This window comes from Variovorax sp. SPNA7, assembly GCF_033807855.1.
GTDB lineage: Bacteria > Pseudomonadota > Gammaproteobacteria > Burkholderiales > Burkholderiaceae_C > Variovorax > Variovorax beijingensis.
Genome location: NZ_CP138513.1, coordinates 3,614,482 through 3,638,787 on the forward strand (window position 1 = coordinate 3,614,482; position 24,306 = coordinate 3,638,787).

At 69.7% G+C, this 24,306-nt stretch carries 29 protein-coding genes; 16 read left to right on the plus strand and 13 right to left on the minus strand.

All coding sequences use genetic code 11. From position 1 onward, the window contains the following. Positions 1-55: 55 nt before the first annotated feature. The 4 genes from RZE77_RS16930 (at position 56) to RZE77_RS16945 (ending at position 4,358) form a co-directional block, all read left to right on the plus strand. A complete protein-coding gene (locus tag RZE77_RS16930) occupies positions 56-676 on the plus strand; it encodes a TetR/AcrR family transcriptional regulator (protein ID WP_319438452.1) in 621 nt (206 codons plus the stop codon). Positions 677-1,035: 359 nt separating this feature from the next. Then, positions 1,036-2,448 carry a DUF2868 domain-containing protein gene (locus tag RZE77_RS16935; RefSeq protein ID WP_319438453.1) on the plus strand — a complete coding sequence of 471 codons (1,413 nt, stop codon included), beginning with the start codon at positions 1,036-1,038 and terminating at the stop codon, positions 2,446-2,448. Then, the gene (locus RZE77_RS16940) at positions 2,445-3,854 is read left to right on the plus strand and encodes a GTPase/DUF3482 domain-containing protein (RefSeq protein WP_319438454.1); all 1,410 of its coding nucleotides are present in this window, start codon (positions 2,445-2,447) and stop codon (positions 3,852-3,854) included. Before RZE77_RS16935 ends, RZE77_RS16940 begins: the two co-directional genes overlap by 4 nt. Before the next feature lie 144 nt (positions 3,855-3,998). Further along, a complete protein-coding gene (locus tag RZE77_RS16945) occupies positions 3,999-4,358 on the plus strand; it encodes a hypothetical protein (protein WP_319426538.1) in 360 nt (119 codons plus the stop codon). 9 nt (positions 4,359-4,367) lie between these two features. Here the strand turns inward: RZE77_RS16945 and RZE77_RS16950 are convergent, their stop codons facing one another. Genes RZE77_RS16950 through RZE77_RS16965 form a run of 4 tightly spaced genes read right to left on the minus strand, consistent with a single transcriptional unit; the run spans position 4,368 to position 8,742 of the window. Then, positions 4,368-6,608, minus strand: a complete 2,241-nt coding sequence (locus RZE77_RS16950) for a xanthine dehydrogenase family protein molybdopterin-binding subunit (RefSeq protein WP_319438455.1) — start codon at positions 6,606-6,608, stop codon at positions 4,368-4,370. Between the two features lie 2 nt (positions 6,609-6,610). Next, a complete protein-coding gene (locus RZE77_RS16955) occupies positions 6,611-7,606 on the minus strand; it encodes an FAD binding domain-containing protein (RefSeq protein ID WP_319438456.1) in 996 nt (331 codons plus the stop codon). Continuing rightward, positions 7,599-8,261: a (2Fe-2S)-binding protein gene (locus RZE77_RS16960; RefSeq protein ID WP_319438457.1), complete on the minus strand. Its 663-nt coding sequence runs from the start codon at positions 8,259-8,261 to the stop codon at positions 7,599-7,601. The genes RZE77_RS16955 and RZE77_RS16960 overlap by 8 nt, the downstream gene beginning before the upstream one ends. 25 nt (positions 8,262-8,286) lie before the next feature. Further along, positions 8,287-8,742: a DoxX family protein gene (locus tag RZE77_RS16965; protein ID WP_319426542.1), complete on the minus strand. Its 456-nt coding sequence runs from the start codon at positions 8,740-8,742 to the stop codon at positions 8,287-8,289. A gap of 140 nt (positions 8,743-8,882) precedes the next feature. Here RZE77_RS16965 and RZE77_RS16970 point away from each other — a divergent pair, with 140 nt between their 5' ends. The 4 genes from RZE77_RS16970 to RZE77_RS16985 all read left to right on the plus strand — a co-directional run bounded on the left by RZE77_RS16970 (position 8,883) and on the right by RZE77_RS16985 (position 12,374). Then, positions 8,883-9,794: a LysR family transcriptional regulator gene (locus RZE77_RS16970; protein ID WP_319438458.1), complete on the plus strand. Its 912-nt coding sequence runs from the start codon at positions 8,883-8,885 to the stop codon at positions 9,792-9,794. Positions 9,795-9,904: 110 nt separating this feature from the next. Next, positions 9,905-10,525 carry a PAQR family membrane homeostasis protein TrhA gene (gene trhA, locus RZE77_RS16975; protein ID WP_319438459.1) on the plus strand — a complete coding sequence of 207 codons (621 nt, stop codon included), beginning with the start codon at positions 9,905-9,907 and terminating at the stop codon, positions 10,523-10,525. A gap of 89 nt (positions 10,526-10,614) precedes the next feature. After that, positions 10,615-11,052: a helix-turn-helix domain-containing protein gene (locus tag RZE77_RS16980; protein ID WP_319438460.1), complete on the plus strand. Its 438-nt coding sequence runs from the start codon at positions 10,615-10,617 to the stop codon at positions 11,050-11,052. A 20-nt stretch (positions 11,053-11,072) separates the two neighbouring features. Beyond that, complete coding sequence (locus tag RZE77_RS16985; protein ID WP_319438461.1) at positions 11,073-12,374, plus strand: UDP-N-acetylglucosamine 1-carboxyvinyltransferase; 1,302 nt, start codon at positions 11,073-11,075, stop codon at positions 12,372-12,374. 21 nt (positions 12,375-12,395) lie between these two features. Here RZE77_RS16985 and bla read toward each other — a convergent pair whose 3' ends face one another. Further along, entirely contained in the window at positions 12,396-13,295 is a 900-nt protein-coding gene (bla, locus tag RZE77_RS16990; RefSeq protein ID WP_319438462.1) for a class A beta-lactamase, read from the minus strand. Positions 13,296-13,460: 165 nt separating this feature from the next. Between bla and RZE77_RS16995 the strand changes: the two genes are divergently transcribed. From RZE77_RS16995 to RZE77_RS17025, 7 genes are all read left to right on the plus strand, one after another. Next, positions 13,461-13,802: an ArsR/SmtB family transcription factor gene (locus RZE77_RS16995; RefSeq protein WP_062366770.1), complete on the plus strand. Its 342-nt coding sequence runs from the start codon at positions 13,461-13,463 to the stop codon at positions 13,800-13,802. Positions 13,803-13,831: 29 nt separating this feature from the next. After that, the gene (locus RZE77_RS17000; protein WP_319438463.1) at positions 13,832-14,368 is read left to right on the plus strand and encodes an SRPBCC family protein; all 537 of its coding nucleotides are present in this window, start codon (positions 13,832-13,834) and stop codon (positions 14,366-14,368) included. A gap of 127 nt (positions 14,369-14,495) precedes the next feature. Continuing rightward, a complete protein-coding gene (locus RZE77_RS17005; RefSeq protein WP_319426548.1) occupies positions 14,496-15,137 on the plus strand; it encodes a CDP-alcohol phosphatidyltransferase family protein in 642 nt (213 codons plus the stop codon). Between the two features lie 38 nt (positions 15,138-15,175). Further along, positions 15,176-15,754, plus strand: coding sequence for a glutathione S-transferase family protein (locus RZE77_RS17010; RefSeq protein WP_319438464.1), 579 nt, complete (start codon positions 15,176-15,178; stop codon positions 15,752-15,754). 13 nt (positions 15,755-15,767) lie between these two features. Next, entirely contained in the window at positions 15,768-16,409 is a 642-nt protein-coding gene (locus RZE77_RS17015; RefSeq protein WP_319438465.1) for a histidine phosphatase family protein, read from the plus strand. 45 nt (positions 16,410-16,454) lie between these two features. Next, positions 16,455-17,417 (plus strand): DnaJ C-terminal domain-containing protein, encoded by a 963-nt coding sequence (locus RZE77_RS17020; RefSeq protein WP_319438466.1) that lies wholly within the window; start codon positions 16,455-16,457, stop codon positions 17,415-17,417. A 2-nt stretch (positions 17,418-17,419) separates the two neighbouring features. After that, positions 17,420-17,731, plus strand: coding sequence for a chaperone modulator CbpM (locus RZE77_RS17025; RefSeq protein WP_185738289.1), 312 nt, complete (start codon positions 17,420-17,422; stop codon positions 17,729-17,731). 7 nt (positions 17,732-17,738) lie between these two features. Here RZE77_RS17025 and RZE77_RS17030 read toward each other — a convergent pair whose 3' ends face one another. The 7 genes from RZE77_RS17030 to RZE77_RS17060 form a co-directional block, all read right to left on the minus strand. Continuing rightward, complete coding sequence (locus RZE77_RS17030) at positions 17,739-18,386, minus strand: DUF2894 domain-containing protein (protein WP_319442373.1); 648 nt, start codon at positions 18,384-18,386, stop codon at positions 17,739-17,741. A gap of 7 nt (positions 18,387-18,393) precedes the next feature. After that, positions 18,394-19,050, minus strand: coding sequence for an OmpA family protein (locus RZE77_RS17035; RefSeq protein WP_319438467.1), 657 nt, complete (start codon positions 19,048-19,050; stop codon positions 18,394-18,396). Then, on the minus strand, positions 19,050-21,140 hold the full coding sequence (locus RZE77_RS17040) for a DUF802 domain-containing protein (RefSeq protein ID WP_319438468.1): 2,091 nt from the start codon (positions 21,138-21,140) through the stop codon (positions 19,050-19,052). Before RZE77_RS17040 ends, RZE77_RS17035 begins: the two co-directional genes overlap by 1 nt. Continuing rightward, on the minus strand, positions 21,133-21,828 hold the full coding sequence (locus tag RZE77_RS17045; protein WP_319438469.1) for a DUF3348 domain-containing protein: 696 nt from the start codon (positions 21,826-21,828) through the stop codon (positions 21,133-21,135). The genes RZE77_RS17040 and RZE77_RS17045 overlap by 8 nt, the downstream gene beginning before the upstream one ends. 127 nt (positions 21,829-21,955) lie before the next feature. After that, positions 21,956-22,471 carry a DUF2867 domain-containing protein gene (locus tag RZE77_RS17050; RefSeq protein WP_319438470.1) on the minus strand — a complete coding sequence of 172 codons (516 nt, stop codon included), beginning with the start codon at positions 22,469-22,471 and terminating at the stop codon, positions 21,956-21,958. A 14-nt stretch (positions 22,472-22,485) separates the two neighbouring features. Next, a complete protein-coding gene (locus tag RZE77_RS17055) occupies positions 22,486-22,713 on the minus strand; it encodes a DUF7661 family protein (protein WP_319438471.1) in 228 nt (75 codons plus the stop codon). After that, positions 22,710-23,186 carry an NUDIX hydrolase gene (locus tag RZE77_RS17060; protein WP_319438472.1) on the minus strand — a complete coding sequence of 159 codons (477 nt, stop codon included), beginning with the start codon at positions 23,184-23,186 and terminating at the stop codon, positions 22,710-22,712. Before RZE77_RS17060 ends, RZE77_RS17055 begins: the two co-directional genes overlap by 4 nt. Before the next feature lie 69 nt (positions 23,187-23,255). Here RZE77_RS17060 and RZE77_RS17065 point away from each other — a divergent pair, with 69 nt between their 5' ends. After that, positions 23,256-23,831 carry a DNA-3-methyladenine glycosylase I gene (locus RZE77_RS17065; protein WP_319442374.1) on the plus strand — a complete coding sequence of 192 codons (576 nt, stop codon included), beginning with the start codon at positions 23,256-23,258 and terminating at the stop codon, positions 23,829-23,831. Between the two features lie 104 nt (positions 23,832-23,935). Here RZE77_RS17065 and RZE77_RS17070 read toward each other — a convergent pair whose 3' ends face one another. Then, positions 23,936-24,277 carry an alpha/beta hydrolase gene (locus RZE77_RS17070; protein ID WP_319438473.1) on the minus strand — a complete coding sequence of 114 codons (342 nt, stop codon included), beginning with the start codon at positions 24,275-24,277 and terminating at the stop codon, positions 23,936-23,938. Between the last annotated feature and the right edge of the window lie 29 nt (positions 24,278-24,306).

Sequence of the window (24,306 nt, forward strand, 5' to 3'; positions counted from 1 at the left end):
AACATACAGACTGCATGTAAGTCTCCATATTAATCTACAGACAGCCTGTATGTAAATGACCAAGACCGCCGCCACCCCTCCTTCCAGGACCAACCGTGAACGCACGGAAACCACCCGGCTCGCCTTGGTCGAGGCGGCGCGCGGCCTTTTTGTCAGCAAGGGTTACGGCGACACCTCGACGCCCGAGATTGCAGCGGCCGCCGGCATCACGCGCGGCGCGCTGTACCACCACTTCGTGGACAAGCGCGACCTGTTCAGGCAGGTGCTGGTGCGCGAGGCCGAGGCCGTGGCGGCCGGCATCGAGGCGGCCGCGCCCGGGCAGCTCACGCCGCGCGAGGCGCTGGTCGAGGGCAGCAAGGCCTACCTGGACGCCATGACCGTTCCGGGCCGCACGCGGCTGCTGCTGATCGAGGGTCCCGCCGTGCTGGGCCTTGCGGAAGTCATGGCCATCGACGCGGCCACCTCGGCGAACTCGCTGCGCCAGGGGCTGGAAAGGGCCAGGGCCGGCAAGGCAGAGGTGCCGCTCGATGCGCTCGCCCGGCTGCTCTCGGCCGCCTTCGACCGGGCCGCGCTCGAGATCGATGCCGGCGCCGACGCGCAGGACGTCCGCTCGGCGATGCTCTGGCTGCTCGAGCAGGCGCTGGGCTCCGAGCCCCGCCGCAAGCCGGCCGCCTGAGGCGCGCCGGCACGGCGCATGCGGTCGGCCGGGCCTTGGCGAGTCCTACAGCACGGGCCGCCACTCGCCGACAGCAGCCCGACACCCCGGGCGCGATGCTGAAGCTGTCGTCAACAACGAGGAGTCCTCGCGTGAATTCCATCATCTACATCGTCGGTCTGGTCGTCGTGGTCGTGGCCGTGCTTTCGTTCTTCGGCCTGCGCTGAAACCGGGCACGCGTTTTCGACTCGCCTGCTGAACAAGAACGGGGCCGTCCGCGCGGCCCCGTTTCTCATGGGTCGCCCGGAGCGCGCCGGGCATAATTCGCGCGCCCCGGCACTTGCGACTTGCGGGGCACCACTTGCTGCGAAGGGACCCTGTTGACCAACACCGCGTTGCGCGAACCTGCCTTTCCGGACGCGGTCGTCACCGAAGCGATCCGATGGACCGAGGAGAAAGGTCCGCTCGATGATGCAGAGGTCCTGCGCGCCGCCCTCCACCGCGCTTCCGATGCACCGGCACGGATCACCGCACGCGCCCTGTTGCTCGGTGAGCGCATCGGGCTGCAATCCGAACTGGCACGCGCCCGCCAATGGGCGCCATGGGTGCTGCTCGGGCTGGTGGCGCTCATCGTCATGGCCGGCCTGGGCCTCGCGGGCAACGTGGTCGGCGGCGGCGAACGGCACATCAACGTGACCGTCGCGCTCGCGAGCCTGCTCGGCCTGCATGCGCTCACGCTGCTGCTCTGGCTGGCCGGCCTGTGGCTGCCGCTGGGGGCATTCAACACGAGCTCGCTCGGCTGGATCTGGCTCTCGCTCACCGCGCGCGTGGCCGGCGGCAAGCGCGGCCAGGCGCCGGTGCTGGTGCGGGCCGCCACCGGGCTGCTCGCGCGCGCCAGGCTGCTGCCCTGGGCGCTGGGGCTGGTGAGCCACGGCATCTGGTCGCTCTCGTTCGCGGTGGTGCTGGCCGCGCTGCTGTTTGCGCTGGCGTTCCGCAGCTACACGCTGAGCTGGGAGACGACGATCCTCGATCCGGCCTTCTTCGTGGACGCCGTGCAGGTGCTGGGCTGGGCACCGTCGCAAATCGGCTTTCCGGTTCCCGATGCCGCGACCGTGCGCTCTGCTTCTCCCGGCGCCGCGGGCCAGCGCAACTGGGCGCTGTGGCTGACCGGCTGCATCGTGGTGTACGGGCTGCTGCCGCGCCTGGCGCTGGTGCTGCTGAGCGCAGTGGTGTGGCAGCGGCGCCGCACGGCGCTGCGGCCCGACTGGAGCGAGCCCTACTACCGCAAGCTCGCGGCTCGCTTCGCCGCACTCGCACCGCCCGCCATCGTCGATGCCGATCCGGGGCGCGCGCCGGGCGCGGCGCCTGCGGGCCTGGCGCCATCGCAGTTGCGGGACGAGCTGTTCGTCATCGGCTTCGAGCTGCCCGCGGATACGCCGTGGCCGCCCGAGGGACTGCCCGCCGCCATCACCCCGGCCCAGCTGCAGCGCATCGACGGCAGCGCGCCCGCGCGCCGCGCGCTGCTCGACCGGCTGGCAGCGGCCCCTCCGCGCGCCGTGCTGCTGGTGTGCCACGCCGCATCGAGCCCCGACCGCGGCACCGAACGCTTCCTGCGCGAAGTGCTGGCCCATTGCGGCGAATGCCGGCTCTGGCTGGCCTCGGCCGCCAAGGACACGCCCGACACCAACGCATCGCAACGCTGGATCGACTGGCTGCAGGGCACCGGCCTGCAGCGCATCGCGGCCACGCCCCGGCTCGAAGACGCATTGCAAGGCCTGGGGGTCGCCTCATGACGCAAGCCATCCGCATCGCCGTGGTCGGCCACACCAACGCGGGCAAGACCTCGCTGCTGCGCACGCTGACGCGGCGCGCCAATTTCGGCGAGGTGTCGCAGCGGCCCGGCACCACGCGCCATGTCGAATCGGTCGATCTGGACGTGAACGGCCAGGCCGCGGTGCGCTTCTTCGACACGCCGGGCCTGGAGGATGCGGTGGCGCTGCGCGAGCACCTGGCCGGCCTTGCTGATGCACAGGCCACGCCGCCCGAGCGCATCCGCCTGTTCTTGCAGGGCCCCGAGGCGCACGGCGTGTTCGAGCAGGAAGCCAAGGTGCTGCGCACCATGCAGGACATCGATGCAGCCTTTCTCGTGATCGATGTGCGCGAGCCGGTGCTGCCCAAGTTCCGCGACGAGATCGAGCTGCTCAACTCCTGCGCGCGGCCGGTGCTGCCGGTGCTCAACTTCGTGCGCGATGCGGCCAGCCGCGAGACCGACTGGAAGGAGCTGCTCTCGGCCTACGGCCTGCACGTGCAGGTGCGCTTCGATGCCGCAGCACCCTTCGTGGGGGCCGAGCGCGAGCTCTACGGCGACCTGTCGACACTGCTGCGCGACCGGCGCGAGCAATTGCGCGCGGTGGCGGATTCGCTCGCCGCCGAAGCCGCCGAACGCCGCCGTGCGGCCTGCGCGCGCATCGCCGAACTGCTGGTCGACGCCGCGGCGCTGCGCCGCACGGTGCCGGCCGAAGAGTTCGCCGACACGGCGCGCCGCAAGGCCTTCGTCGCGGCCTTGCAGAAGGAGGTGTTCGACAAGGCGCAGCGCTGCACCGACGACCTGCTCGCGCTCTACGGCTTTCGCCAGGACGATGCGGGCGAGGCGCCGCTGCCGCTCATCGAAGGCCGCTGGACGCTGGACTTCTTCAGCCCCGAAGCCATGAAGGACGCGGGCCTGCGGCTCGGCAAGGGTGCCGCCATCGGCGCGGCCGTGGGCGTGGTGGCGGACCTGGCGGTGGCCGGCATTTCGCTGGGCACGGGCGCGGCGGTGGGCGGCGCCATCGGCGGCGCGGTGTCGCAGGGCTGGGGCCCGTTCGGGCGCAAGCTGGCGAACCGGCTGCGCAACGTGCACGAGCTCACGGTGGAGGACGGCGTACTGTTTGCGCTGGTGGCATGGCAGTTGAAGCTCACGCGCGCATTGGAGCAGCGCGGGCATGCGGCCACCGGGCGCATCGCGGCCGAAACGAGCGCGACGCAGGACGCGCCGACGCGCGCCACGGCCGCCGCCGTGCGCGCGGTGCGGCCCGCGCGCAGCCATCCCGAATGGGAATCGGCGGGCCTGGCCACGCGCGGCTTCTGGCGCCCCGCGCCGCAGCGCGACGCGCTCGCGGCCGATCTCGCGCGCACGCTGCAGGGCGCCTTCGAACCCTGAGCGCCGCTCCTGCCTTCGCTTGCAGGCGGAGGCGACCGATTCCTACGCGCCGGCGCTGCCGCACGCCCCACTCTTTTTTTCGAGGACATCGATGGCACGCGGGGTGCCGTTCGTCTTTTTGTCTTCATCGAAAAAGGAGCACCCATGGCCGTCGAATGCAAACTGCTCGCCACCCCCTTGATCGGACGCGTGTGGCAAGGCCGCACGCCGATTGCGCGGGCCGACGAATACCTGCGCTACAGCTTCGAGCACGGCATCCAGGAGATCGCGAAGAAGCCCGAATGCCTGGGCGTGCAGTACTTTCGCAAGCTGAACGGCGACACCGCCGAATTCAGGACCGTCTCCTACTGGCAATCGATCGAGCACATGCACGCGATGCACGCGCAGCGCGGCGATCCGCTGCGCGTGGCGCCGCTGGCGCGCGATGCCGAGTTCCTGCTCGAGCTGCCGGAGTTCGTGGACATCGTCGAGGTGCACGTCAACTCGTTCGGCACCGGCAGATAGCCTTCGGGCCTAGCTTTCGAGCAGGTCCTCCAGCCGCAGCGGCAGCCGGCGCAGGCGCTTGCCGGTGGCATGGAACACCGCATTCACGATGGCGGGCGCCACACCCACCATCGCCACTTCGCCCAGGCCTTTCACGCCCATGGAATTGAGCCGCATGTCGGGCTTGCCGACGAAGTCGACATCGATGCGGCCGATGTCCGCCGCCACGGGCAGCACGTATTCCGCCAGGTCCGCGTTGAGGAAGCCGCCGTAGCGCGCATCCACCTCGCTCGCCTCGCGCAATGCGGCCCCAATGCCCCACACCACGCCGCCTTCGACCTGGCTGCGCGCGGTGCGCAGGCTGGCCACCGTGCCGCAGTCGGCCACGCTGAGCACGCGCGGCACGCGGATGCGCCGCGTGGTGGGTTCGATGCGCACCTCGACAAAGTGCGCGATGAAGCTGAAGGCGACGAAGTCCGGATACACCGGCCCCGCCGCGGCGGGCAGGCCGCCCGTGAGCCGGCCGAAGACCTGCTCGGGCTGGCCCGGCGCGCGCATCCGGCTCTCGGCCTCGGCAAAGGAGCGGCCGGAAGCCCGCAGCAGCGCCACGGCCGTGGCGCCGTTCGCGCCAGCTTGCGCGCCCGCGTTCTGCCGCAGGTCCTCCATGAGCCGCTGCGCGGCTTCCTGCACCGGCGGCAACGCGGTGGCCGTGCCCCAGGAGCCGGCGGTCAGGTGCTGCGGCGCGGCGGTGGTGTCGCCGACCAGGATCTCCACCGCGGCCACCGGCGCGCCAAGCACGCGCGCCACCGTCAATGCAATGGCGGTGCGGATGCCCTGCCCCATCTCGTGGCCGCCGACCGCCACCCGCACCGTGCCGTTCGCATCGAGCCGCACCTTGGCAATGGCCGGTGCAATGGCCGCCTTGTAGGCACCAACCGCCACGCCCCAACCGATGAAGCTGCCGTCGGGCGCACGCATCGAGCGCGGCGCCATCGTGCGGCGCGCCCAGCCGAAGGCGCTGCTTCCCTTGGCGAGGCACTCGGCCAGGTGGCGCGACGAAAAGGGCTTGCCGCTGAGCGGGTCGACCGCCGCATCGTTCGCCAGGCGGAACGCGACCGGGTTGCGGCCCAGTGCGTAAGCCATCTCGTCCACCGCGCTTTCGAATGCGAAGGCGGCCGGATGCTCGAACGGCGCGCGCATGTAGCCGGGCGTCTGCACGTCGGTGCGCACGAGCCGCTCTCGGCCGAGGAAATTGCCGATGCCGTAGAGCCGCGAAGTGATCTCGGTGCCACTCGACGGAAAGAGGTCGTGGCGCGAGGTCTGCTGGTCGATCTCATGGATGGCGGCGACCAGCTTGCCGCCGCGGTCGGCGCCCAGCCGCACGCGATGGCGGCTCGCCGGCCTGAAGCTCGCGTTGTGGAACAGCTGGCTGCGCGACAGCACGAGCTTGACCGGCCGGCCCAGCGCACGCGCCGCAAGTGCCACCAGTGCGGTGTGCGACTGCAGCGAATTCTTCTGGCCGAAACCGCCGCCCACCGTGGGCGACAGCACGCGCACCCTGGCCGGCTCGATGCCGAGCTGCTTTGCCAGGCCGTGGCGCACGCTTTCGGCATTCTGGGTCGGCTCGTGGATGGTGAGCAGGCCGTCGGCGCTCCACTCGGCCACGGTCGCGATGATCTCCATCGGGTTCTGGTGCTGGACCGGCAACTCGTACGCCGCGTCCACCGTGAAGACCGCGCCCTGGAGCGCAGCCTCGGCATCGCCCGCGCGGCGGTCGGCGAACATGGGCTGCGGCAGCAGGGCCGATTGCGCCTGCGGCTGGGCATCGGGTGCATCGATGGTCGCCACGAAAGGAACGGCGGCATAGGTCACGGCCACCAGCGCCGCGGCCTCGCGCGCTGCCTCGGGCGTGTCGGCCACCACCATGGCCACGGTCTGGCCGCGGTAGGCGACCTGCGGCGAGCGCAGCGGATAGAAGCTCTGGAAGCCGAAGCCGCCGCCCATCAGGAAGCCACCGGTGTCGAAGCTGCCGATGTTCTCGTGCGTGAACACCGTGCGAACGCCGCGCACGCGCTGCGCCGCCGCGGTGTCGATGGCGGTGACGCTGCCGCGCGCAATGCGCGACGGCACCAGCACGGCATGCAGCAGCCCGGCGCGCGCATCGTCCGCCGCATAGCGCGTGGCGCCGCGCACCTTGTCGCGCGCGTCGACGCGCTCGGCACCCGCGCGAGGCGTGCGCTTCGCCATCACTGTCTTGAGGCTCGTTGCCATCTTCAGCTCCTTTCCCTGGCCAGCATCAGCGCATCGGTCACCGTTTCGATGCCGAGCGCCACCTTGAACGCGTTGTGCGCGAGCGGCTTCGCGCCCTCGAAGGCAAGCTCGGCGGCGCGCCGCGCGGCCGCACGCGTGAACGGCTGGCCGACCAGGCTGCGCTCGGCCTCGGCCGCGCGCCACGGATGCGTTGCCACGCCGCCAAGTGCGATGCGCGCGTCGGCCACGCGGTTGCTCCTGAGCTCCAGGGCCACAGCCGCCGAGGCGAGCGCAAAGGCGTAGGACTCGCGGTCGCGGATCTTGTGGTACGTGGAGCCCCGCCCGATCGCCCCGCGCGGCACGCGGATGCGCACGATCAGCTCGTCGGCCGCGAGCACCGTTTCCAGGTGCGGCGTGGCGCCCGGTGCGCGGTGCAGTTCGCGCACCGGCAGCGTGCGCTCGCCGCGCGGGCTGACGGTGTCGACCAGCGCATCGAAGGCCACCAATGCAACGGCCCAGTCGCCGGGATAGACGGCCACGCAGGCATCGCTGCCGCCCAGCACCGCATGGCCGCGGTTCTGGCCGCCCATCGCCGCACACCCGCTGCCGGGCACGCGCTTGTTGCAGGCGAATTCGGGCCCGCCGCGAAAGTAGGCGCAGCGCGTGCGCTGCAGCAGGTTGCCGCCCACCGTTGCCATGTTGCGCAGTTGCTGCGAGGCGGCCTTCCAGAGCGCCTCCGACAGGGCCGGGAATTCGCGCTGCACCACGGCGTTGTCGGCCACGTCGCTCATGGCCGCGAGGGCGCCGATGCGCAACTCGCCACGGCTTGCTGCGTCGACGTCGCGCAGGCCTTCGATGCGGGTGATGTCGATCACCGTGGCCGGTGCCTCCACGCCGAGCTTCATCAGGTCGAACAGCGTGGTGCCGCCCGCGAAGTAGCGCGCGCCGGGCTGGTTCTGTGCGAGCAGCTGCACGGCTTCGCCGGTGCTGCGCGGACGCAGGTAGGCGAAGTCATGCATGGCGGCTGCCCTCCATGCGGCCGTCCATGCGACGCACATGCGGCGCGGCCTCGCGGATCGCTTCGAGGATGCCGGCGTACGCGCCGCATCGGCAGATGTTGCCGCTCATGTATTCGCGGATCTGCGCGTCGCTGGTGGCATGGCCTTCGCGCACGCAGGCAATGGCCGCCATGATCTGGCCGGGCGTGCAATAGCCGCACTGCAGCGCGTCATGGTCGACAAAAGCCTGCTGCATCGGATGCAGCGTGCCGTCGGGCGACTCGATGCCCTCGATGGTGGTCACGGCGCAGCCGTCGGTCTTCACCGCCAGCGTGAGGCACGAGGCCACGCGACGGCCGTCCACGTGCACCGTGCAGGCGCCGCACTGGCCGTGGTCGCAGCCCTTCTTGGCGCCGGTCAGGCCGAGCTGTTCGCGCAGCACGTCGAGCAGCGAGGCGCGCGGCTCCAGCTTCAGTTCGTGGAGCCTGCCGTTGATGGTGACGCGGGTCTCCCGCGCGCCCGTGCCGAGGCCGGATACCGCGCTGCCGGCGTCCGCGGCCGCACCGGCGCCGGCCGAAGCCGCGGCGCCCGCGCTGGCTGCCGTGGTCATCATGAACATGCGTCGGTTGACGGCAGGCAACGGGCCTGCCGCGTTCTGCAGGGAGAGGTGGCTCATGGGGCTTTCCTTTTTTCTTGCTTCTTCAGAATTCGCGGCCGAGGCGCGCATCGACCGACACGGGGCCGCTGCCGCGCGCCGCGATGCACAGCGCGACGAAGACCAGCATCAGCGGGTACTCGTAGCCGCGATCGATCCAGGGGAAGGTGGGTGCCAGCAGGTAGCTGATGACCAGCATCTGCACCACCACCATCGGCGCGACGATGCGGGTCAGGAAACCCAGTGCCAGCATCAGCCCGCCGACGCCTTCGAGCAGCGCGATGAACCAGCCGATCAGCGGTGCGGCCGGCAGGTGCAGCACGTTGGCGATCAGGTTGACCGAGCCGGCCATCGGATCGGCCATGCTGCCGTGGCTGCGGCCCAGCAGCTTGGGGATGCCGTGGGTCATGAGCATCAGGCCGAACGCGATGCGCAGCAGCGCATGGCTCAGCGGCTCCAGCCGGTCATAGAGGCTGCGCAGCCGTGGAAAGATCAGTTGCATGGGGATCGCTCCTGGGTCGAAGGGGTTGCGGGAAGCGCCGAAAAGATGGCGCGAGAGAAAGTCTCTCTGTTCTCCCCGCGCGAATAAATACGCAAATCTCGCCAATACAATTCAAGGAGCCTCAACAATCGAGAAGACCCATGGACCGCTTCGACGCCATGCAGCTGTTCACCCGCATCGTCGATCTGGGCAGCTTCACCCAGGCCGCGGCCGCACTCGACATTCCGCGCGCCACGGCCACGCATGCCATCAAGGAACTGGAGGCCAGGCTGCACGTGCGGCTGCTGGAGCGCACGACGCGCCAGGTGCGCACAACCGTCGACGGCCAGGCCTTCTATGAGCGCTGCCGTCACCTGCTGCGCGAGCTCGAGGAGGCCGAGTCTTCGCTGGCGGAACTGGCGGTCAATCCGCGCGGGCGCCTGCGCATCGACATCCACGGCGCGCCCGCCCAGGCGATCGTGCTGCCGCGCATCCAGGAGTTCCATTCGCGCTATCCGCACATCGAGCTGGTCGTGGGCAGCGGCGACCGGCTGGTGGACCTGGTGCGCGAAGGCGTCGACTGCGTGGTGCGCGCGGGCGAACCCAAGGATTCGTCGCTGGTCACGCGCCGCCTGGCGCTGCTGCCGCAAGTGACCTGCGCGAGCCCGGGCTACCTGGCCGCCTACGGCACGCCCACGCAGCCATCCGACCTGGCCCGGCACCTGGCGGTCAATTTCTTCTCGGCCTCGCGGCCCGAGGTGTTTCCGTACGAGTTCATGGTGGACGGCAAGCTCGAGACCTGCATGCTGAAGGACTGGATCAGCGTCAACAACGCCGATCTCTACAAGACCTGCGCCGAACAGGGCTGCGGCATCATCCAAGTGCCGCGCTTCAGCGTGGAGAGCCAGTTGCGCGAGGGCTCGCTGGTCGAGATCCTGCAGCACACGCCCTGCCCGCCGATGGTCTATTCGGTGCTGTACCCGCACCACCGCCAGCTCTCGCCGCGCGTGCGGGTGTTCATCGACTGGATCGCGCAGCTCTATGCGGAGCGCTTCGGCGGTGCGGCTGCATAGGCACCGGCAAGGTGGCCCCGCCCGCGGTGGTCACCGCGCAGTCACGCGGCGCACCTAGCATCCGCAGGCCCTTGCCGCCCCTCTCCTCAGACTGCACACCACTCCACGCGATGTACCCCGGCGAACGGCTCAACGGATACAGCCATCTGCTGGGCCTGGTGCTCGCACTCGCGGCCACCGCGCTGCTGCTTGCCAAGACCCTGCCCTCCGGCGACGCCGCGCGGATTGCCGGCGCGCTGGTGTTCTCGCTCTCGGCGGTGGTGCTGTATGCGGCGTCCACCCTGTTCCACAGCACGCGCGGGCCGCGCAAGCGCTTCTGGGAGCGCGTGGACCACTGCGCCATCTACCTCCTGATCGCGGGCACCTACACGCCGTTCGCGCTGGTCACGCTGCACGGGCTCTGGGGCTGGCTGCTGATGGCCGCCGTGTGGGGCGCGGCCTTCTTCGGCATCGGGCGCGAGTTGCTGCAGGCAGGCAGCGAGGCGTCGAAGCCGCCGCTGGCGCTCTACATCGCCATGGGCTGGCTCGGCGTGCTGGCCGCGGTGCCGCTGGCCGCGCGGCTAGACAGCGGCGGGCTTGCGTGGCTGCTGGCCGGCGGCGTGCTCTACACCGCGGGCACGGTGTTCTATCGCAACCGGCGGGGCTTCCGGCATGCGCACGGCACCTGGCACCTGTTCGTGCTCGCGGGCACCACGAGCCACTTCGTGGCCGTGGGCTGGTTCGTGCTGTGATGCGCAGCCGCGGGCGAGCAGCCCCACCGTAAGCGCCTGTTACCACCTCTCGCGGGGTTTCGCGTCGTGGGATGTGCACAATGCGCCCCATGCCAAATATCGCCTCCATCCTGAAATCCGAGATTTCCCGTGTCGCCCGCAAGGAAGTTCGCACGGAGATCGAAACGCTCAGAAAAGCCTCCGCGCTCCACCGCGCCTCGATCGCCGCATTGCGCCGGCAGGTCGAAAAGCTGGAGAAGGAACTGCGCCGCGCCACCAAGACCGTGGCACGCGCCGCTCCCGCAGGCGATGCCGACGAAGCCGCCGAGTCGGGCCCGCACCGGCGATTCAGTGCCAGCCGGCTGGCCGCGCACCGCGGCAAGCTCGGCCTCTCGGCGGCCGCCTACGGCAAGCTGGTGGGCGTGACCGGCCAGACCATCTACAAGTGGGAGCAAGGCAAGGCCAGGCCGCGCAAGGCCCAGCTCGAAGGCCTGGCCGCCGTGCGGGGCCTCGGCCGCCGCGAAGTGGCCGAGCAGCTGAACGGATAAGCCGGCCGCGCTCTTCCTTCATGTCCAGCCTCATCGTGCACGGCGGCACGCCGCTTCGTGGCCGCATCACACCTTCCGCCAACAAGAATGCCGTGCTGCCGGTGCTGTGCGCCACGCTGCTTACGCGCGAGCCGCTGCGCCTGCACGGCGTGCCCGACATCACCGATGTGCGCAAGATCCTCGACATCTTCCGCAGCCTGGGCAGCGAGGCGCGCATGGACCACGCCACCGGCACGCTCGAGCTGCACCACCGCGACACGGCGTTCGATGCCACGCGCGACCGGCTGCCCGAGGAAATGCGCTCGTCGATCATGCTGGTGCCGCCGCTGCTCGCGCGCTTCGGCATTGCGCGGCTCGAAGACAACGTCAAGGGCTGTACGCTCGGCGTGCGCGAGATCGATCCGCACGTCGACGTGTTCCGGCGTTTCGGCGGCGAGGTCGAACGCGCCAGCGGCTCGCTGCTGGTGCGCTGCGCCGGACCGCTCGTGCCCGCGCAGCATTGGCTCGACTACGCCTCCGTCACCACCACCGAGAACTTCGTGCTGTGCGCGGCCGCGGCCCACGGCAGCTCCACGCTCACCAATGCCGCCTCCGAGCCGCATGTGCAGGAGTTCTGCCGTTTCATGGCGATGCTCGGCGTGCGCATCGAGGGCATCGGCACCTCGCGGCTCACGGTGCACGGCGGCGGCACGCTGGGCGGCGGGGAATTCCGCTTCGACGAGGACTTCCACGAGATCACCACCTTCCTTGCGCTGGGTGCCATCACGGGCGGCGACGTGGTCGTGCGCAACAGCGCGCCCGAGAACTTTCCGCTGATCGACCGCACCTTCGACAAGTTCGGCGTGACGGTCACGCACGCAGACGGCTGGTCGCGCGCCAGCAGCAACGGCCCGCTCAAGGTGCAGACGCCTTTCACCAGCAACGTGCTCACCAAGGTGGAAGCGGCGCCGTGGCCGTACTTTCCGGTCGACCTGCTTCCGATCTTCATTGCGCTGGGCGTGCGCGCCCAGGGCAATGCGATGTTCTGGAACAAGGTGTATGACGGCGCGCTGGGATGGACCGGCGAGCTGTCGAAGTTCGGCGCCCACGTGTTCTCCTCGGACCCGCACCGGCTCATCAGCTTCGGCGGCAGCCCGCTGACGCCGGCCGTGGTCGAGAGTCCCTACATCATCCGCGTGGCGATCGCGCTCTTCATGGTGGCGGCAAGCATCGAAGGCCGCTCCGAGATCCGCAACGCCGCGCCGATCCGCCGGGCCCACCCGCGCTTCGCCGAGAACCTGCGCAGCCTGGGCGCGCAGGTGGAGTGGACGAGCGAAGAGTGAGCCCAGCGAACGCGGGGCGGCTCAGCCCCGCAGCGCATCCGCCGCGATGCGCGCCGCCGACGCGATGACGTCGTTGCGGCCCGGCGCATCGGGCTTGGGGAAGGTCAGGTAGACCGCCATCACCAGCGGCGCGCCGGCCGGCGGCCACAGCACGGCGATGTCGTTCACGGTGCCGTAGGAGCCGGCGCCGGTCTTGTCGCCCACCTTCCAGTCGGCCGGCACGCCCGCGCGGATGCGCGTGGCGCCGGTGGTGTTGCCCAGCAGCCAGGCCTCGAGCTGGCTGCGCTGCGCCGCACCGAGCCCGTCGCCCAGCACCAGCCGCTGCAGGCTCGCGGCCATGGCCTCGGGCGAGGTGGTGTCGCGCGGATCGCCCGGAATGGCGCTGTTGAGCTCGGTCTCCCAGCGGTCGAGCCTGAAGACCGGGTCGCCGATGGAGCGCGCGAATTCTGTCACCGCGGAGGGGCCGCCGAGAATCTTCATCAGCAGGTTGGCCGCGGCGTTGTCGCTGTACTGGATGGTGGCGGCGCACAGCGCGGAAACCGTCATGCCCTGCCCCAGGTGCTTCTCGGTGATGGGCGAGTTGGGAAGAATGTCGCTCCTCGCGTAGCTCACGCGCCGCTCCAGCAGGCCGGGCTCGCGGGTGCTGCGCGCGAGGATGGCGGCGGACGCCATCATCTTGAAGGTGCTGCACATCGGAAAGCGCTCGGTGGCGCGGTGCTGCACGCGCGCGCCGGTGGCGGTGTCGAAGGCCACCAGGCCGAGCCGCCCGCCCACGGAGCGTTCGAGGGCTGCGAGCTGCGCTTCGGCCTTCGAAAACGTGGCGGCCTGCGGCCCCTTGGCGGACCATGCGGTACAGGCGCTGGCCAAGGGCAAGGCGGAGGCGGCGAGCAGGAAAGTGCGGCGATTGGCGAAGGATTTCATTGGTTTTTTCTGCGAGTGGATGGAACGGCGGCCATCGTAGGAGCGCCATCGCGCAGGCTCCAGCGCCGGGCGGCGCAGACGCGTCCCGGCTGTATCGGGTGTAACCGGAAAAATCATTCAACTAATCGGTTGAATAATTTCCGGGGCACGACTATATTCAACCTCATGGTTGAACTAGACGACGAACGGCTCGACGCCGTGTTCCATGCCCTGGCCGACAGCACCCGCCGCACCATGCTGCAGCTGCTGGCCCAGGGCGAATGCAGCGTGGGCGAGCTCGGCGCGCCGTTTCGCATGTCGTTCGCGGGCGCGTCGAAGCACGTCAAGGCGCTGGAGCGCGCCGGGCTGGTTTCCCGCACGGTGCAGGGCCGCGCACACGTCTGCCGGCTGGAGCCGGCGGCGCTCGCATCGGCCAACGCATGGCTGCGCTACTACGAAGGCTTCTGGAACAACCATCTGGACGCGCTGGAGAAGGAACTGCGGCGCGAAGCATCCCGCGGCAAGTGAAGTCCCTATTCTTTTTCAAGGAGCAAGCCATGGCCAAGAGCCACCTCGGAACCCTGATCGAACCCGGCACCCTGCGCATGGAGCGCACCCTGCCCGCCCCCGTCGAGCGCGTGTGGGCCTATTTCGTCGACCCCGACAAGCGCGCCGCCTGGCTGGCCGGCGGCACCATGGCCGAGGAGCCCGGCAGCGTGTTCGAGCTGCGCTTCGACCACACCCGGCTCTCCGGCGAAGTGGCCCCCGAACGCTTCGCCGCCTGCCGCAGCCCCATCTCCCAGAAATCGCGGGTCGTCGAATTCGAACCGCTGAAGCGCCTGACCATCAGCTGGGGCAGCGAAAGCGCCACCGCCTCCGAGGTCAGCTTCGAATTCACGCAGGAGGGCGATGCCACCCGCCTCGTGCTCACGCACCGGCGCCTGCCCGACCGCAAGGAAACGCTCAGCGTCTCCAGCGGCTGGCACGCCCACCTCGACGTGCTCGACGACGTGCTGCACGGCCGCAAGCCGCGGGGGTTCTGGACCAACCACGCGGCGCTCGAAAAGGCCTACGACGAACGCCTTCCGGCCTGAGCCGGCGAACAAGCCGCGCCGCCCCATCCGGCGCGGCCGGCCCCCTTGCGGAGTCGGATGGCGACTACAGGCAAGCGCCCGCGCTTGCGTTAAGGTGCGGAGCATCCGCCGACTCCGAAGCACCCCCATGGCCACCACCCCTTCCCCCGTACCGGTCCGCAAGCATTTCTCGATGATCCGCGGCTTTCACCTGGCCGATGCATTCACGCTCGGCAACGCGGCATGCGGGGTGGGTGCGGTGTTCCTCTCGATGGCCTTCATGGCGAGCCAGTCGCTCGCGCAATTCTTCTGGGCCGCGGCGCTCGCGCCCGCGGCTTTCGTGTTCGACGTGTTCGACGGGCGCATCGCGCGCTGGCGGCAAACGCACTCGGCGCTGGGGCGCGAACTCGACTCGCTGGCCGACGTGATCTCCTTTGGCGTGGCGCCGGCCGCGCTGGCCTTTGCCGCGGGCCTGGACGGCGGCTGGGACTGCGTGCTGCTGATCTATTTCGTGTGCTGCGGCGTGAGCCGGCTCGCGCGCTACAACGTCACGGCCGAGGCGCTTTCCGCGGGCGCCGACAAGGTCAAGTATTTCGAAGGCACGCCCATCCCGACCAGCGTGGTGCTGGTCGGCGTGCTGGCCTGGGCCGCCTGGCAGGGCCGCATCGGCGATGCGGTGTGGGGCGGCGCCTGGATGCTCGGGCCCTGGCAGCTGCATCCGCTCACGCTGCTCTTCGCGCTCTCGGGCACGCTGATGATCAGCAAGACGCTGCGCATTCCCAAGTTCTGATTGACTGTCTGTCCATCCACTCCAAGGAACCCCTTCAAATGATGAAGCTGTATTTCGATCCGCAAAGCCGCTCGCAGGTTGCGAAATGGATGCTCGACGAAGCCGGCGTGGACTACGAGATCGTGCCGACCCTCATCAAGGAGAAGGCGCACAAGAAGCCCGACTACCTGAAGATCAATCCCTCGGGCAAGCTGCCGGCATTGGTCGACGGCGGCACCCGCGTGTTCGAGAACGCGGCCATCTGCATGTACGTGGCCGAGAAGTTTCCCGAGGCCGGACTGGCCCCGCCGGTGGGCTCGCCCGACCGGGGCCGCTACCTGTCGCTGATGGTCTATTCGACGGCGCAGCTCGAACCCTCGATGGGCGACAGCCTGCTCGGGCTGCACAGCGACAACAGCGCGCGCGGCTGGACCGATTTCGAGCAGGCCAAGGATGCGGTGGAGCGCGAGCTGGGTGATGGCCCCTATCTCTTCGGCGCGCAGTTCACCGCGGCCGACGTGATGATCGGCGCGATGTTCATCTGGCACCGCGCCTTCGGCGGGCACTCGAACCGGCCCGGGATCGATGCCTACATCGATCGCCTACAGGCCCGGCCCAAGGGCATGAAGTTCGGCTGAACCGCACCCATCCATGTCAAAGGCACCTTTCCCCCACGGCGCGGCCACCGGCCTCGACCAGCTGGTCCGCATCGCCGCCGAGCAGCCGCTGGCGCCGGCCTGCGATCACTTCTACTTCCTGCGCCACGGCCAGACCGGCCGCAATGCGCAGCGCATCTTCCAGGCCGTGGACGAGCCGCTGAGCGAGCTCGGACTGCAGCAGGCCGCGCGCGCCGCGCAGCTGCTGGCGGGCGAGCCGATCCGCACCATCGTCTGCAGCGACGCCCGCCGCGCGCACGACACCGCGCATGCGGTGGCCACCGTGCTGCGCCTCGTGCCCACGCCGCAGGCGGCCCTGCGCGAGCGCAACTTCGGTGCGCTCATCGGCACCTCGTCGGCCGAGATCGATTGGGCCTGCGAGCCCGAGGGCGGCGAAACCCTGGCCCAGTTCGTGGCCCGCAAGCGGCTGGCGCTGGACGCCGCGCTGGCGCAACCCGCGCCAGTGCTGGTGGTGGCGCACGGGGGCACGCTCTATGCGCTGGCTGCGCTGATCGGCCTGCCCATCGACCTGGCCTTGCTCGGCAATGCGCAGCCATTGCGTTTTTCGCGCAGCGGCCCCACATGGGCCGTGACGCCGCTGCTGCGGCATGCCGACGGCGGTTCGAGCCTGGCCTGAGGCGGCCGGCAGGCGTACCCTTCGGCATCCACACCACCGAATAGCATGGAATTCAAGGACTACTACAGCGCCCTGGGCATCGACCGCACCGCGTCCGACGACGACGTGCGCAAGGCCTACCGGAAGCTCGCGCGCAAGTACCACCCCGACGTCAGCAAGGAGCCCGACGCCGAGAAGCGCATGCGCGACATCAACGAAGCCAACGACGTGCTGCGCGACAAGGAAAAGCGCGCTGCCTACGACGCGCTGGCCGACCGCGTGGCGCGCGGCGGCCGTCCCGAGGGCGACTTCCAGCCGCCGCCGGGCTGGGACGCCGGCTTCGAATTCCACCGCGGGCCGAACCAGGGCCCGGCCGACCATGCCGAATTCAGCGAGTTCTTTTCGTCGCTGTTCGGAGAGGCCGAGCGGCGCGGCGCCGCAAGGCGCAACTACCGCGCACGCGGCGAAGACCATCATGCGGCCATCGAGATCGCGCTCGAAGATGCGCTCAACGGTGCCGAGCGCGAGATCACGCTGCGCGCGCAGGAGCTCGACGCGCAGGGCCGGCCCACCTTCAAGACGCGCACGCTCAGCGTCAAGATTCCGCCCGGCGTGCATCCGGGGCAGTTCATCCGGCTCGCCGGCCAGGGCATGCCGGGCCATGGCGGCGAACCCGCGGGCGATCTCTACCTGGAGGTGCGCATCGCGCCGCACCGGCTCTATCGCATCGAGGAACGCGACCTCTACATGACCTTGCCCGTCACGCCGACCGAGGCCGCGCTCGGCGCGCAGGTCCAGGTGCCGGTGCCCACCGGCGGCGTGGTCGAGGTGACCGTGCCGCGCAACGCGCGCAGCGGCCTCAAGCTGCGGCTCAAGGGCCGCGGGCTGGCCGGCAAGCAGACCGGCGACCTGTACCTGCTGCTCGAGATCGCGCTGCCCCCCGCCGACAGCGAAGCCGCGCGCAAGGCCTACGAGCAGCTGGCGCAGGCGTCCGCTTCGTTCAACCCACGCCAGCATCTGGGAGTGTGAGCATGGCGACCGTTTCCGTGACCACAGCCATCAGCGCTTCGCAGCCGCTCGCCGCCAGCGAGCTGGCCCATGCCTGCGGCGCCGATACCGAATGGGTGGTGCAGCTCGTCGAGGTGGGCATCGTGCAGATATCCACGGCCGAGGCGCCGCCCGAGCACTGGCGGTTCTCGAGCACCGACCTGCAATGCGCGCTCGAGGCGCGCCGCCTGGAGCGCGACTTTGGCGTGGGCCTCGATGCCGCTGCGCTGATCCTCGATCTGCAGCACGAGGTGCGGCGGCTCAAGGCCGTGATCCGCGCGCACGGGCTTCGCTAGCCGCAGATCAGCCCGGCTTGCCGCGCGCTGTTTTCTTCTGGCCTTCGGCGCGCGGCGCATTCGCGGGAGCCGCCGGGCCGTTGCTGGCGTTCAGCTGATCGACCCACAGCAAGGTGTCGACGTACGACATGAACCGGTTGAGGTATTCCGGCGACAGCTCGTGCATCAGCATGAGCGACCGGTGCACGAGGTGGTGCGAGTTGAGCGGGCCCGCGTTCTCCGGCACCTTGGCCAGCGACTGCGTCAGCCGCCGGTCGGCACTGAGCCGCGACCAGGTGCTCCTGAAGTAGCGCAGCGTCTTGAGCTCGGGGGTGGCGGGTGCGGCATCATCGGCCGCCGCAACATCATCGCCCTGCAGCGGCGCCTGCCGCGCCATGTGCTCGACAAGCTCCGCGAGCGGGCTGCGGGAAAGACGGGCCGCCTGTTTCGTGCTGGCATCTGGAACGGCCGAAGCACTGCCAACGCACCGGGCATCTTCAAGCTTCTCGCGATACGCCGCGAGCAGCGCGGCCAGACGCTCGTCGAGGATGCGCCGCGCATCGCCTTCATGGACAGCCGCACGCCTCGCAAGCGCCTCGATGAAGCGAAAGCGCACGGGATCGCGGCGATGGCCGCCCTGCGCGCGCCAGGCGTCGAGCACCGCGGCGGTATCGATGCTGCTGCTACTCACGGGACTTGGTGCCGGCGCCAGCCTGCCGCGGCGTGGGCGCCATCTCGACACGGCGGTTCTTCGCGCGCCCTTCGGCGTCGGCATTGGATGCCACCGCCTGCTCGGAGCCGAAGGCCGCGGCAAACACCGACGACGACGGAACGCCCTCTTCGATCAGGGCCCGCGTCACGGTCAATGCGCGCTGGGCCGAGAGCTCCCAGTTGTCGGCGAACGGACGGTTGCCGTCCTTCGACTGCCGCATCTGCCGGTCGTCGGTGAAGCCGCTCACCATCAGCACCTCGTCGCGCGCGCGCAGGTAGGTGGCCACGGGCGTGGCCAGGCTCTTGAGCACCTGCCGGCCTTCGGGCTGCAGCTCGGCCGAGTTGAAGGCGAACAGCACGCTGCCGCTGATGCCGATGCGCCCGTTGTTCAGCGTGACGCGGCCCGCCGCGAGCGGTCCGGCCAGCGCCTGTTCGAGCGCCTCGCGGCGCTGCGTCTCGGCCTGGCGCTGCTGCACTTCGGCCTGCAGCCTGGCGGCCAGGTCCAGCTGCATGCCGAGTGCGCCCACGAGGATCAGCACGAAGGCCCCGACCAGCCCCGACATCAGGTCGCCGAAGACCGCCCACACCGGCACGCTCGGCTCCAGGCCGGCGTCGAGATCGTCGCGCATCACGCTTCGCTGCCCACGGCGGCCTGCCGGCCCGCGATCTGCTGCAGGTCTTCGACGATCTGCTTCTGCGACATGATGCTCAGGTCGATGACTTCCCTCGCCTGCGCCACGTAGTAGGCCAGCTGCTCGTCGCTGCGCGCAATGGACTTGCCCAGCGCGCCTTCGACGCGCTGCAGGTGGGCCACCAGCTTGTCGTTCGATTCGCTGAACAGCTGCACGGCAAAGCCGAAGGCCTCGCCAAGGCTTGCCACTTCGACGGCACTGCCGGTGATTTGCGCGGCGACCGCGGCCATCTTGCCGGTTTCCTCGTCGACCTTGTCGGTGAAGCGGCTGCCCACGCGGTCCAGCACGTCCGCCGATGCACCCACCAGCGCATCGACTGCCGAGCGCTGCTCGGTGGAGGCGTGGTTCACGGCATCGAGCAGGCTTCCCAGCGTTTCCATGATGCGGCTGCGTTCTTCCAGCATCGCGTTGTCGCGCGCCATGCTGTCGGACAGCTTCTGGCGCAGCTCGGCCACCACTTCGGCCGCCACCCGCGGCGCTTCCGACGCGGCCTGCAGCAGCCGGGAGATCTCGCCGACCGTGTTCTTCGCGTGCGCCTCGGCTTGGGTGGACATGTCGCGCGCGGTCTGCGCCAGCGCATCGAAGAGCTGCTGCTGCTGGCTTGCCGTGTGCGCGCCCGCCTGCTGCCACTCCTGCTGCAGCGATGCGGACACCGTGGCCAGCGCCTCTGTCCAGGCCGACAGGCGCTGCTCGTCGCGCGCTGCGATGTCGGCCTGCAGCGTGGCGTGCGCCTGTTCCACGGTGCGCAGCAGCGATGCCGAGTGCTGCTCGAAGCCGGCCGTGGCCGCCGCGAGCGACTGCTGCGCCTCCTGCGACAGCTTTTCGCTGACGCGCTGGTGCTGCGCGAGCGCGCTGCCCCAGGTGTCCGACACGCCGGCCGCCGTGCTCTCCAGCCGGGCCGAGACGCCCTCCACCAGCGAGGCCGAGCGCTGCTCGAAGGTTTCGGCAAAGCGGTCATGCGAAGCGCGCAGGTCGCTCGACAGCGCCTCGGAGGTGCGCTGGTGCTCGGCCAGCGCAGCCTGCCAGGTGCCCGCCACGCTCGCGGTGGTGGCCTCGAAGCGGCTCGAGAGGCCGTCGAGCTGCTGCTGCACGGTGCGCGCCACGGTGTCGTGCAGCGAGGCCGTTTCGCGCGCGATGCCCGCCATGGTCGCCTCGACCACCGGCTGGATCGTCGCGCCGGCGATGCGCGCGCTTTCGCTCAGGCTCTGCTTGAGCGACTGGTCGACCGAGGACGCCAGCCCGGCATACACGGCCTCGGCCTTGGTGTGGAACTGCGCCTGGCCGGCGGCAAGGCGCTCGTTCAGGGCCTGGCTCTGCCGCTCCATCGCCGCCATCATGGCCTGCAGCTGGTCGACCAGCCGCGGCATCTGGTGGGCCTGCTGCTCGAGCAGCTGGAACGAGGCCTCGCGCTGGTGGGCCAGCGAGTAGGCGCGCAGCGTGGTGGCGATCTTGCTGTCGAGCATCTGCCCGGCCTGCAGCCGCTCGCGCCGGCACAGCGCCGAGGCCAGCCCCAGCATCGCGGAGGCGGCCACGCCAGCCACCGAAGTGCCGAATGCCAGCCCCAGGCCCTTCACGGGCGCCGACAGCGAGGCGCGGATGGCCGGCAGGTCCGTTGCGCTTTCCAGCGCCATGCCGGTGCCGTTCAATGTGACCACCATGCCGAGGAAGGTGCCCAGCATGCCCAGCAGCACCAGCAGTCCGGCCAGGTACGGCGTGAGCGCCGGGCCCGGCAGGCCCACGCGCTCGCCCTCGATGCGAAGGCGCACCGCGTTGCGCAGCGTGGGATGCAGCCGGTCGAGCCAGGCGCCCAGGCTCGCGGGCGCGTCGGAAAGATCCGCCACGGCACGCGACAAGGTGGCGGTGGCCTGCTGGAAGCGATGCAGTTCCAGCGCGCCCATCAGGTAGAACGCGCCGACCAGCATCGTGACGGCGAGCGCCAGCGTGTGCGAGCCGATGTATCCGGCCCCGACCCAGCAGACGACGACCAGGCCCGCGGCAAAAACAGCGTAGTGAAGAAATCTATTCATGGCACTCTGGTTGCCTCATGCGAAGGGCTTCGAGCAGCCCTTCGATCGGTTGGAATCGGAAATCGAGTTCGGCGAGCAGCACGTTCTTCATGTCCTTGCGGAACACATGCAGCCACTCGCCGGCCTCTGCCTCGCCCTCGGGTTCGCCCATCGTCTCCGGGCTGGCCTGGCGCAGGCGCGTGAAATGCTTTTCGAGCAGCGCGGGCACGGCCGCGAGCAGGCTGTGCTCGCGCGCAGCCAGCACCTGCTCCATCACCACGTCCACGGCCGCGAGCCGGGCCATGGCCGGCGACCTGGCCGCCAGCAGCGCCCGCAAGCGGCCGCGCAGCGGGCCGATGCCCGCTTCCATGGCCTGTTGCAGCGTGAGATGGCGGCGGCGAAACGGCGTGAAGTCGACGGCCGCCGCGACAGCGCCGTCTTCGGCCACGGCCTTGGCCAACGCGGCCCGCGCACGGACGCATTCGCGCTCCTCGGCGCTCGCGGAAGCCCGCGCGCGCGAAGGCGCTGCCGCCGCCACGGCGCCGTCCAGCGCCGCCGACAGCGAGATGGCATCGGTCCAGCCGAACCATTGGCTCAATCGATCCGCGGTGGCCTGCCGGGGTTCGCGGAGGTCGATGTCGGTCAGCCGAGAAAGCAAGCGAACAAGCGCCGAGCCGTTGAAAACTGTGCGCTGTGAAACTTGCGCCATACCCGCCAGAACGAAAAACCTGGCAGTCTACACCGGCAGCTCCCCTCGGCCTCCCCGCTCCGCTGCGCCCGCCAGAACGGAAAGTTCAAGCAAACGTTCCAGGCGGTAACCAGGCGTTCCGCCGGGTTCAGGCCCCCGCTTCCGCGGGCCAGCCCGAGCGCGCCGCCCGTTCGAGCGCAGAACGCACCACCAGCCGATGGAACGGCGCGATCAGCCGGATGTAGTTGCGCCCGAAGAGGTTGTGGCAGTGCACCACCGTGACCGCAGTGAGCGAATCCCCCGCCCCGGACCGCATCACCGAGACGCGGAAATCCAGGTGCCGGTCGTCCTCGCCCAGCACCACCTCGTTGGCATGCGTTTCGTAGATGCGAAAGAAGCCGACGCGCGGCGCATCGCCCGGCGTGCCCGCACGCAGCGCGCCGGTCGTCTTGAGGCCGAAGCCGCCGACCAGGCGGTCGCGCAGCGCCAACAGCGCGCTGACCCAGGGAGCGGGACGCTCGAACGCGAAGCGCACAAGCGCCATCATGTCGCGGGTGGCGCCCGGCGGCAGGTCGATGGCAAAGGCGTCGGCCAGGAAGGCGCCGCGATAGAGGCCGGCCACGCGCGCGCCCGAGGGCAGCGCCTCGCGGCGGGATTTGTGCAATCGATGGTGGTTTGTCATTGGAAGATCTCGAAGACATCGCCGTTGGTCGGCGTCGCCTGCTCGTGATAGATGTCGTAGAGATACTGCGAAAGCTCGCCGCGGCTGAGGTCGGACGGAATTGCCAACTGGATCCTGCAGCGCTTGCCATCCGCTCCCTTCAAGTAGCTGATCCAGCGGTCTTCGATCCTTTCGATGGCCACGATTTGGCCGAACACATTGAACAGGTAGCGCTCGCCGTTCATGGGTATTCACGCTGGACCGCGTGCGAGAAGACCAGCGGATTGGCCGCGAGCGAGGCCGGAAGAAAGGTCGGGCGCAGGTTGACGGCGGCCAGCTCCGTGATGGGAAACCAGCGGAATTCCAGATCCAGGTGGCTCTCGATGCCCCGGTAGCTTCGCGCCTTGTCGAGATGGGGCGAATCCTCGGGCAGCGAGACGAGAAAATAGAACCCGATCTCGTGGTTGCGCCGGCCCGCGAGGTCGAAGAAGTTCTCCGCCACATGAAGAAGCCGGCCGCATTCGACTTGTTCGCCAAGCTCCTCCTTCATCTCCCGCACGATCGTCACCGAGGCCTCTTCGCCGACTTCGACCCTGCCGCCCGGCAAGGCCCAGTAGTCGTCGCCCGGCGCCCGGTGAAGCAGCGCGTGGCCCGCATGAAGAATGACCGCGGCGGCCCGCACCTGGAAGCGCTGGCCGTGGAGATGGACTGAGATCATGAGGGCTCGAGTATCGGTGGTTAAAGTCCGAACCATCCCGCGTAGAAGATGAACGAAACCCACCTCCAGATGCCACCCGAAACCAAGCCCCGCTGCACCTGGGCCCAGAGCGATCCGCTGCTGGCCTCCTACCACGACGCCGAATGGGGCGTGCCCGAGCGCGACAGCCGTGCGCTGTGGGAAAAGCTCATGCTCGACGGCTTCCAGGCGGGCCTGTCGTGGCTCACGATCCTGCGCAAGCGCGATGCGTTCCGTGCTTCATTCGAGGGCTTCGTGCCCGAAAAGGTGGCACGGTTCACTGCGGCGGACGTCGACCGGCTGATGCTGGAGGCGGGCATCGTGCGCTCGCGCGCCAAGATCGAGGCCACCATCGGCAACGCCCGCGCCTACCTTGCGATGCAGGCCGCGGGCGAGGATTTTTCGGAATTCGTCTGGGGCATGGCCGGCGGCAAGCCCATCGTCAACAGGACCGGCGCGGTGCCGACGAAGACGCCGCTTTCGGAACAGATGTCGGCGGCCCTGAAGAAGCGTGGCTTCAAGTTCGTGGGGCCGGTGATCGTCTATGCATGGATGCAGGCCACCGGCATCGTGGACGACCATGCGCCCGCGTGCTTCTGCCACCACGGCGCGCCGCGGCAGCGCTGAAAAACGCAAAAAGCCGGACGGCACCTGGGCGCCGTCCGGCTTTTTTCTTGCAGAGCAAAGACGCGCGGCCCGATGCCGCCGTCTCTTCTCTTCTGCCCGCCTTCTTACAGGCCGGCTTGGCGCGTGAAGCTGCGTGCCTGCGAGGGAACCACGCTGCCGGCGAAAGCTTCGCGGCGCAGGTTCTGGCCGGGCGCGTGAGCGGCGGCAACAGCTTCGCTGCGGACCGTGGCGCGGTCGGTCGAGGCAGCCAGCACGGGGGCCACGGTGGCCGAAGCGGCGTCGCTGTAGACGTTGCCTTCGCGGGCTGCGGCAGCAGCCTGGGGAGCCACGTCGGCGCGGCTGTAGCCGGAGCTCAGCGGCTGCACGCCTTCGTAGGTTTCTGCATGGGCGCCGGCAGCGGCGAGCAGGGACAGAGCGGCGGCGGCGAGGATGTTCGAGGTCTTCATTTCAATTTCCTTCTTGATTGGGCTTTGGA

Coding starts and splice junctions, on each gene's coding strand:
- RZE77_RS16930 (WP_319438452.1), top strand. CDS start 56: ATGACCAAGACCGCCGCCACCCCTCCTTCCAGGACCAACCGTGAACGC.
- RZE77_RS16940 (WP_319438454.1), top strand. CDS start 2,445: ATGACGCAAGCCATCCGCATCGCCGTGGTCGGCCACACCAACGCGGGC.
- RZE77_RS16945 (WP_319426538.1), top strand. CDS start 3,999: ATGGCCGTCGAATGCAAACTGCTCGCCACCCCCTTGATCGGACGCGTG.
- RZE77_RS16950 (WP_319438455.1), bottom strand. CDS start 6,608: ATGGCAACGAGCCTCAAGACAGTGATGGCGAAGCGCACGCCTCGCGCG.
- RZE77_RS16955 (WP_319438456.1), bottom strand. CDS start 7,606: ATGCATGACTTCGCCTACCTGCGTCCGCGCAGCACCGGCGAAGCCGTG.
- RZE77_RS16960 (WP_319438457.1), bottom strand. CDS start 8,261: ATGAGCCACCTCTCCCTGCAGAACGCGGCAGGCCCGTTGCCTGCCGTC.
- RZE77_RS16965 (WP_319426542.1), bottom strand. CDS start 8,742: ATGCAACTGATCTTTCCACGGCTGCGCAGCCTCTATGACCGGCTGGAG.
- RZE77_RS16970 (WP_319438458.1), top strand. CDS start 8,883: ATGGACCGCTTCGACGCCATGCAGCTGTTCACCCGCATCGTCGATCTG.
- trhA (WP_319438459.1), top strand. CDS start 9,905: ATGTACCCCGGCGAACGGCTCAACGGATACAGCCATCTGCTGGGCCTG.
- RZE77_RS16980 (WP_319438460.1), top strand. CDS start 10,615: ATGCCAAATATCGCCTCCATCCTGAAATCCGAGATTTCCCGTGTCGCC.
- RZE77_RS16985 (WP_319438461.1), top strand. CDS start 11,073: ATGTCCAGCCTCATCGTGCACGGCGGCACGCCGCTTCGTGGCCGCATC.
- bla (WP_319438462.1), bottom strand. CDS start 13,295: ATGAAATCCTTCGCCAATCGCCGCACTTTCCTGCTCGCCGCCTCCGCC.
- RZE77_RS16995 (WP_062366770.1), top strand. CDS start 13,461: ATGGTTGAACTAGACGACGAACGGCTCGACGCCGTGTTCCATGCCCTG.
- RZE77_RS17000 (WP_319438463.1), top strand. CDS start 13,832: ATGGCCAAGAGCCACCTCGGAACCCTGATCGAACCCGGCACCCTGCGC.
- RZE77_RS17005 (WP_319426548.1), top strand. CDS start 14,496: ATGGCCACCACCCCTTCCCCCGTACCGGTCCGCAAGCATTTCTCGATG.
- RZE77_RS17010 (WP_319438464.1), top strand. CDS start 15,176: ATGATGAAGCTGTATTTCGATCCGCAAAGCCGCTCGCAGGTTGCGAAA.
- RZE77_RS17015 (WP_319438465.1), top strand. CDS start 15,768: ATGTCAAAGGCACCTTTCCCCCACGGCGCGGCCACCGGCCTCGACCAG.
- RZE77_RS17020 (WP_319438466.1), top strand. CDS start 16,455: ATGGAATTCAAGGACTACTACAGCGCCCTGGGCATCGACCGCACCGCG.
- RZE77_RS17025 (WP_185738289.1), top strand. CDS start 17,420: ATGGCGACCGTTTCCGTGACCACAGCCATCAGCGCTTCGCAGCCGCTC.
- RZE77_RS17035 (WP_319438467.1), bottom strand. CDS start 19,050: ATGCGCGACGATCTCGACGCCGGCCTGGAGCCGAGCGTGCCGGTGTGG.
- RZE77_RS17040 (WP_319438468.1), bottom strand. CDS start 21,140: ATGAATAGATTTCTTCACTACGCTGTTTTTGCCGCGGGCCTGGTCGTC.
- RZE77_RS17045 (WP_319438469.1), bottom strand. CDS start 21,828: ATGGCGCAAGTTTCACAGCGCACAGTTTTCAACGGCTCGGCGCTTGTT.
- RZE77_RS17055 (WP_319438471.1), bottom strand. CDS start 22,713: ATGAACGGCGAGCGCTACCTGTTCAATGTGTTCGGCCAAATCGTGGCC.
- RZE77_RS17060 (WP_319438472.1), bottom strand. CDS start 23,186: ATGATCTCAGTCCATCTCCACGGCCAGCGCTTCCAGGTGCGGGCCGCC.
- RZE77_RS17065 (WP_319442374.1), top strand. CDS start 23,256: ATGCCACCCGAAACCAAGCCCCGCTGCACCTGGGCCCAGAGCGATCCG.
- RZE77_RS17070 (WP_319438473.1), bottom strand. CDS start 24,277: ATGAAGACCTCGAACATCCTCGCCGCCGCCGCTCTGTCCCTGCTCGCC.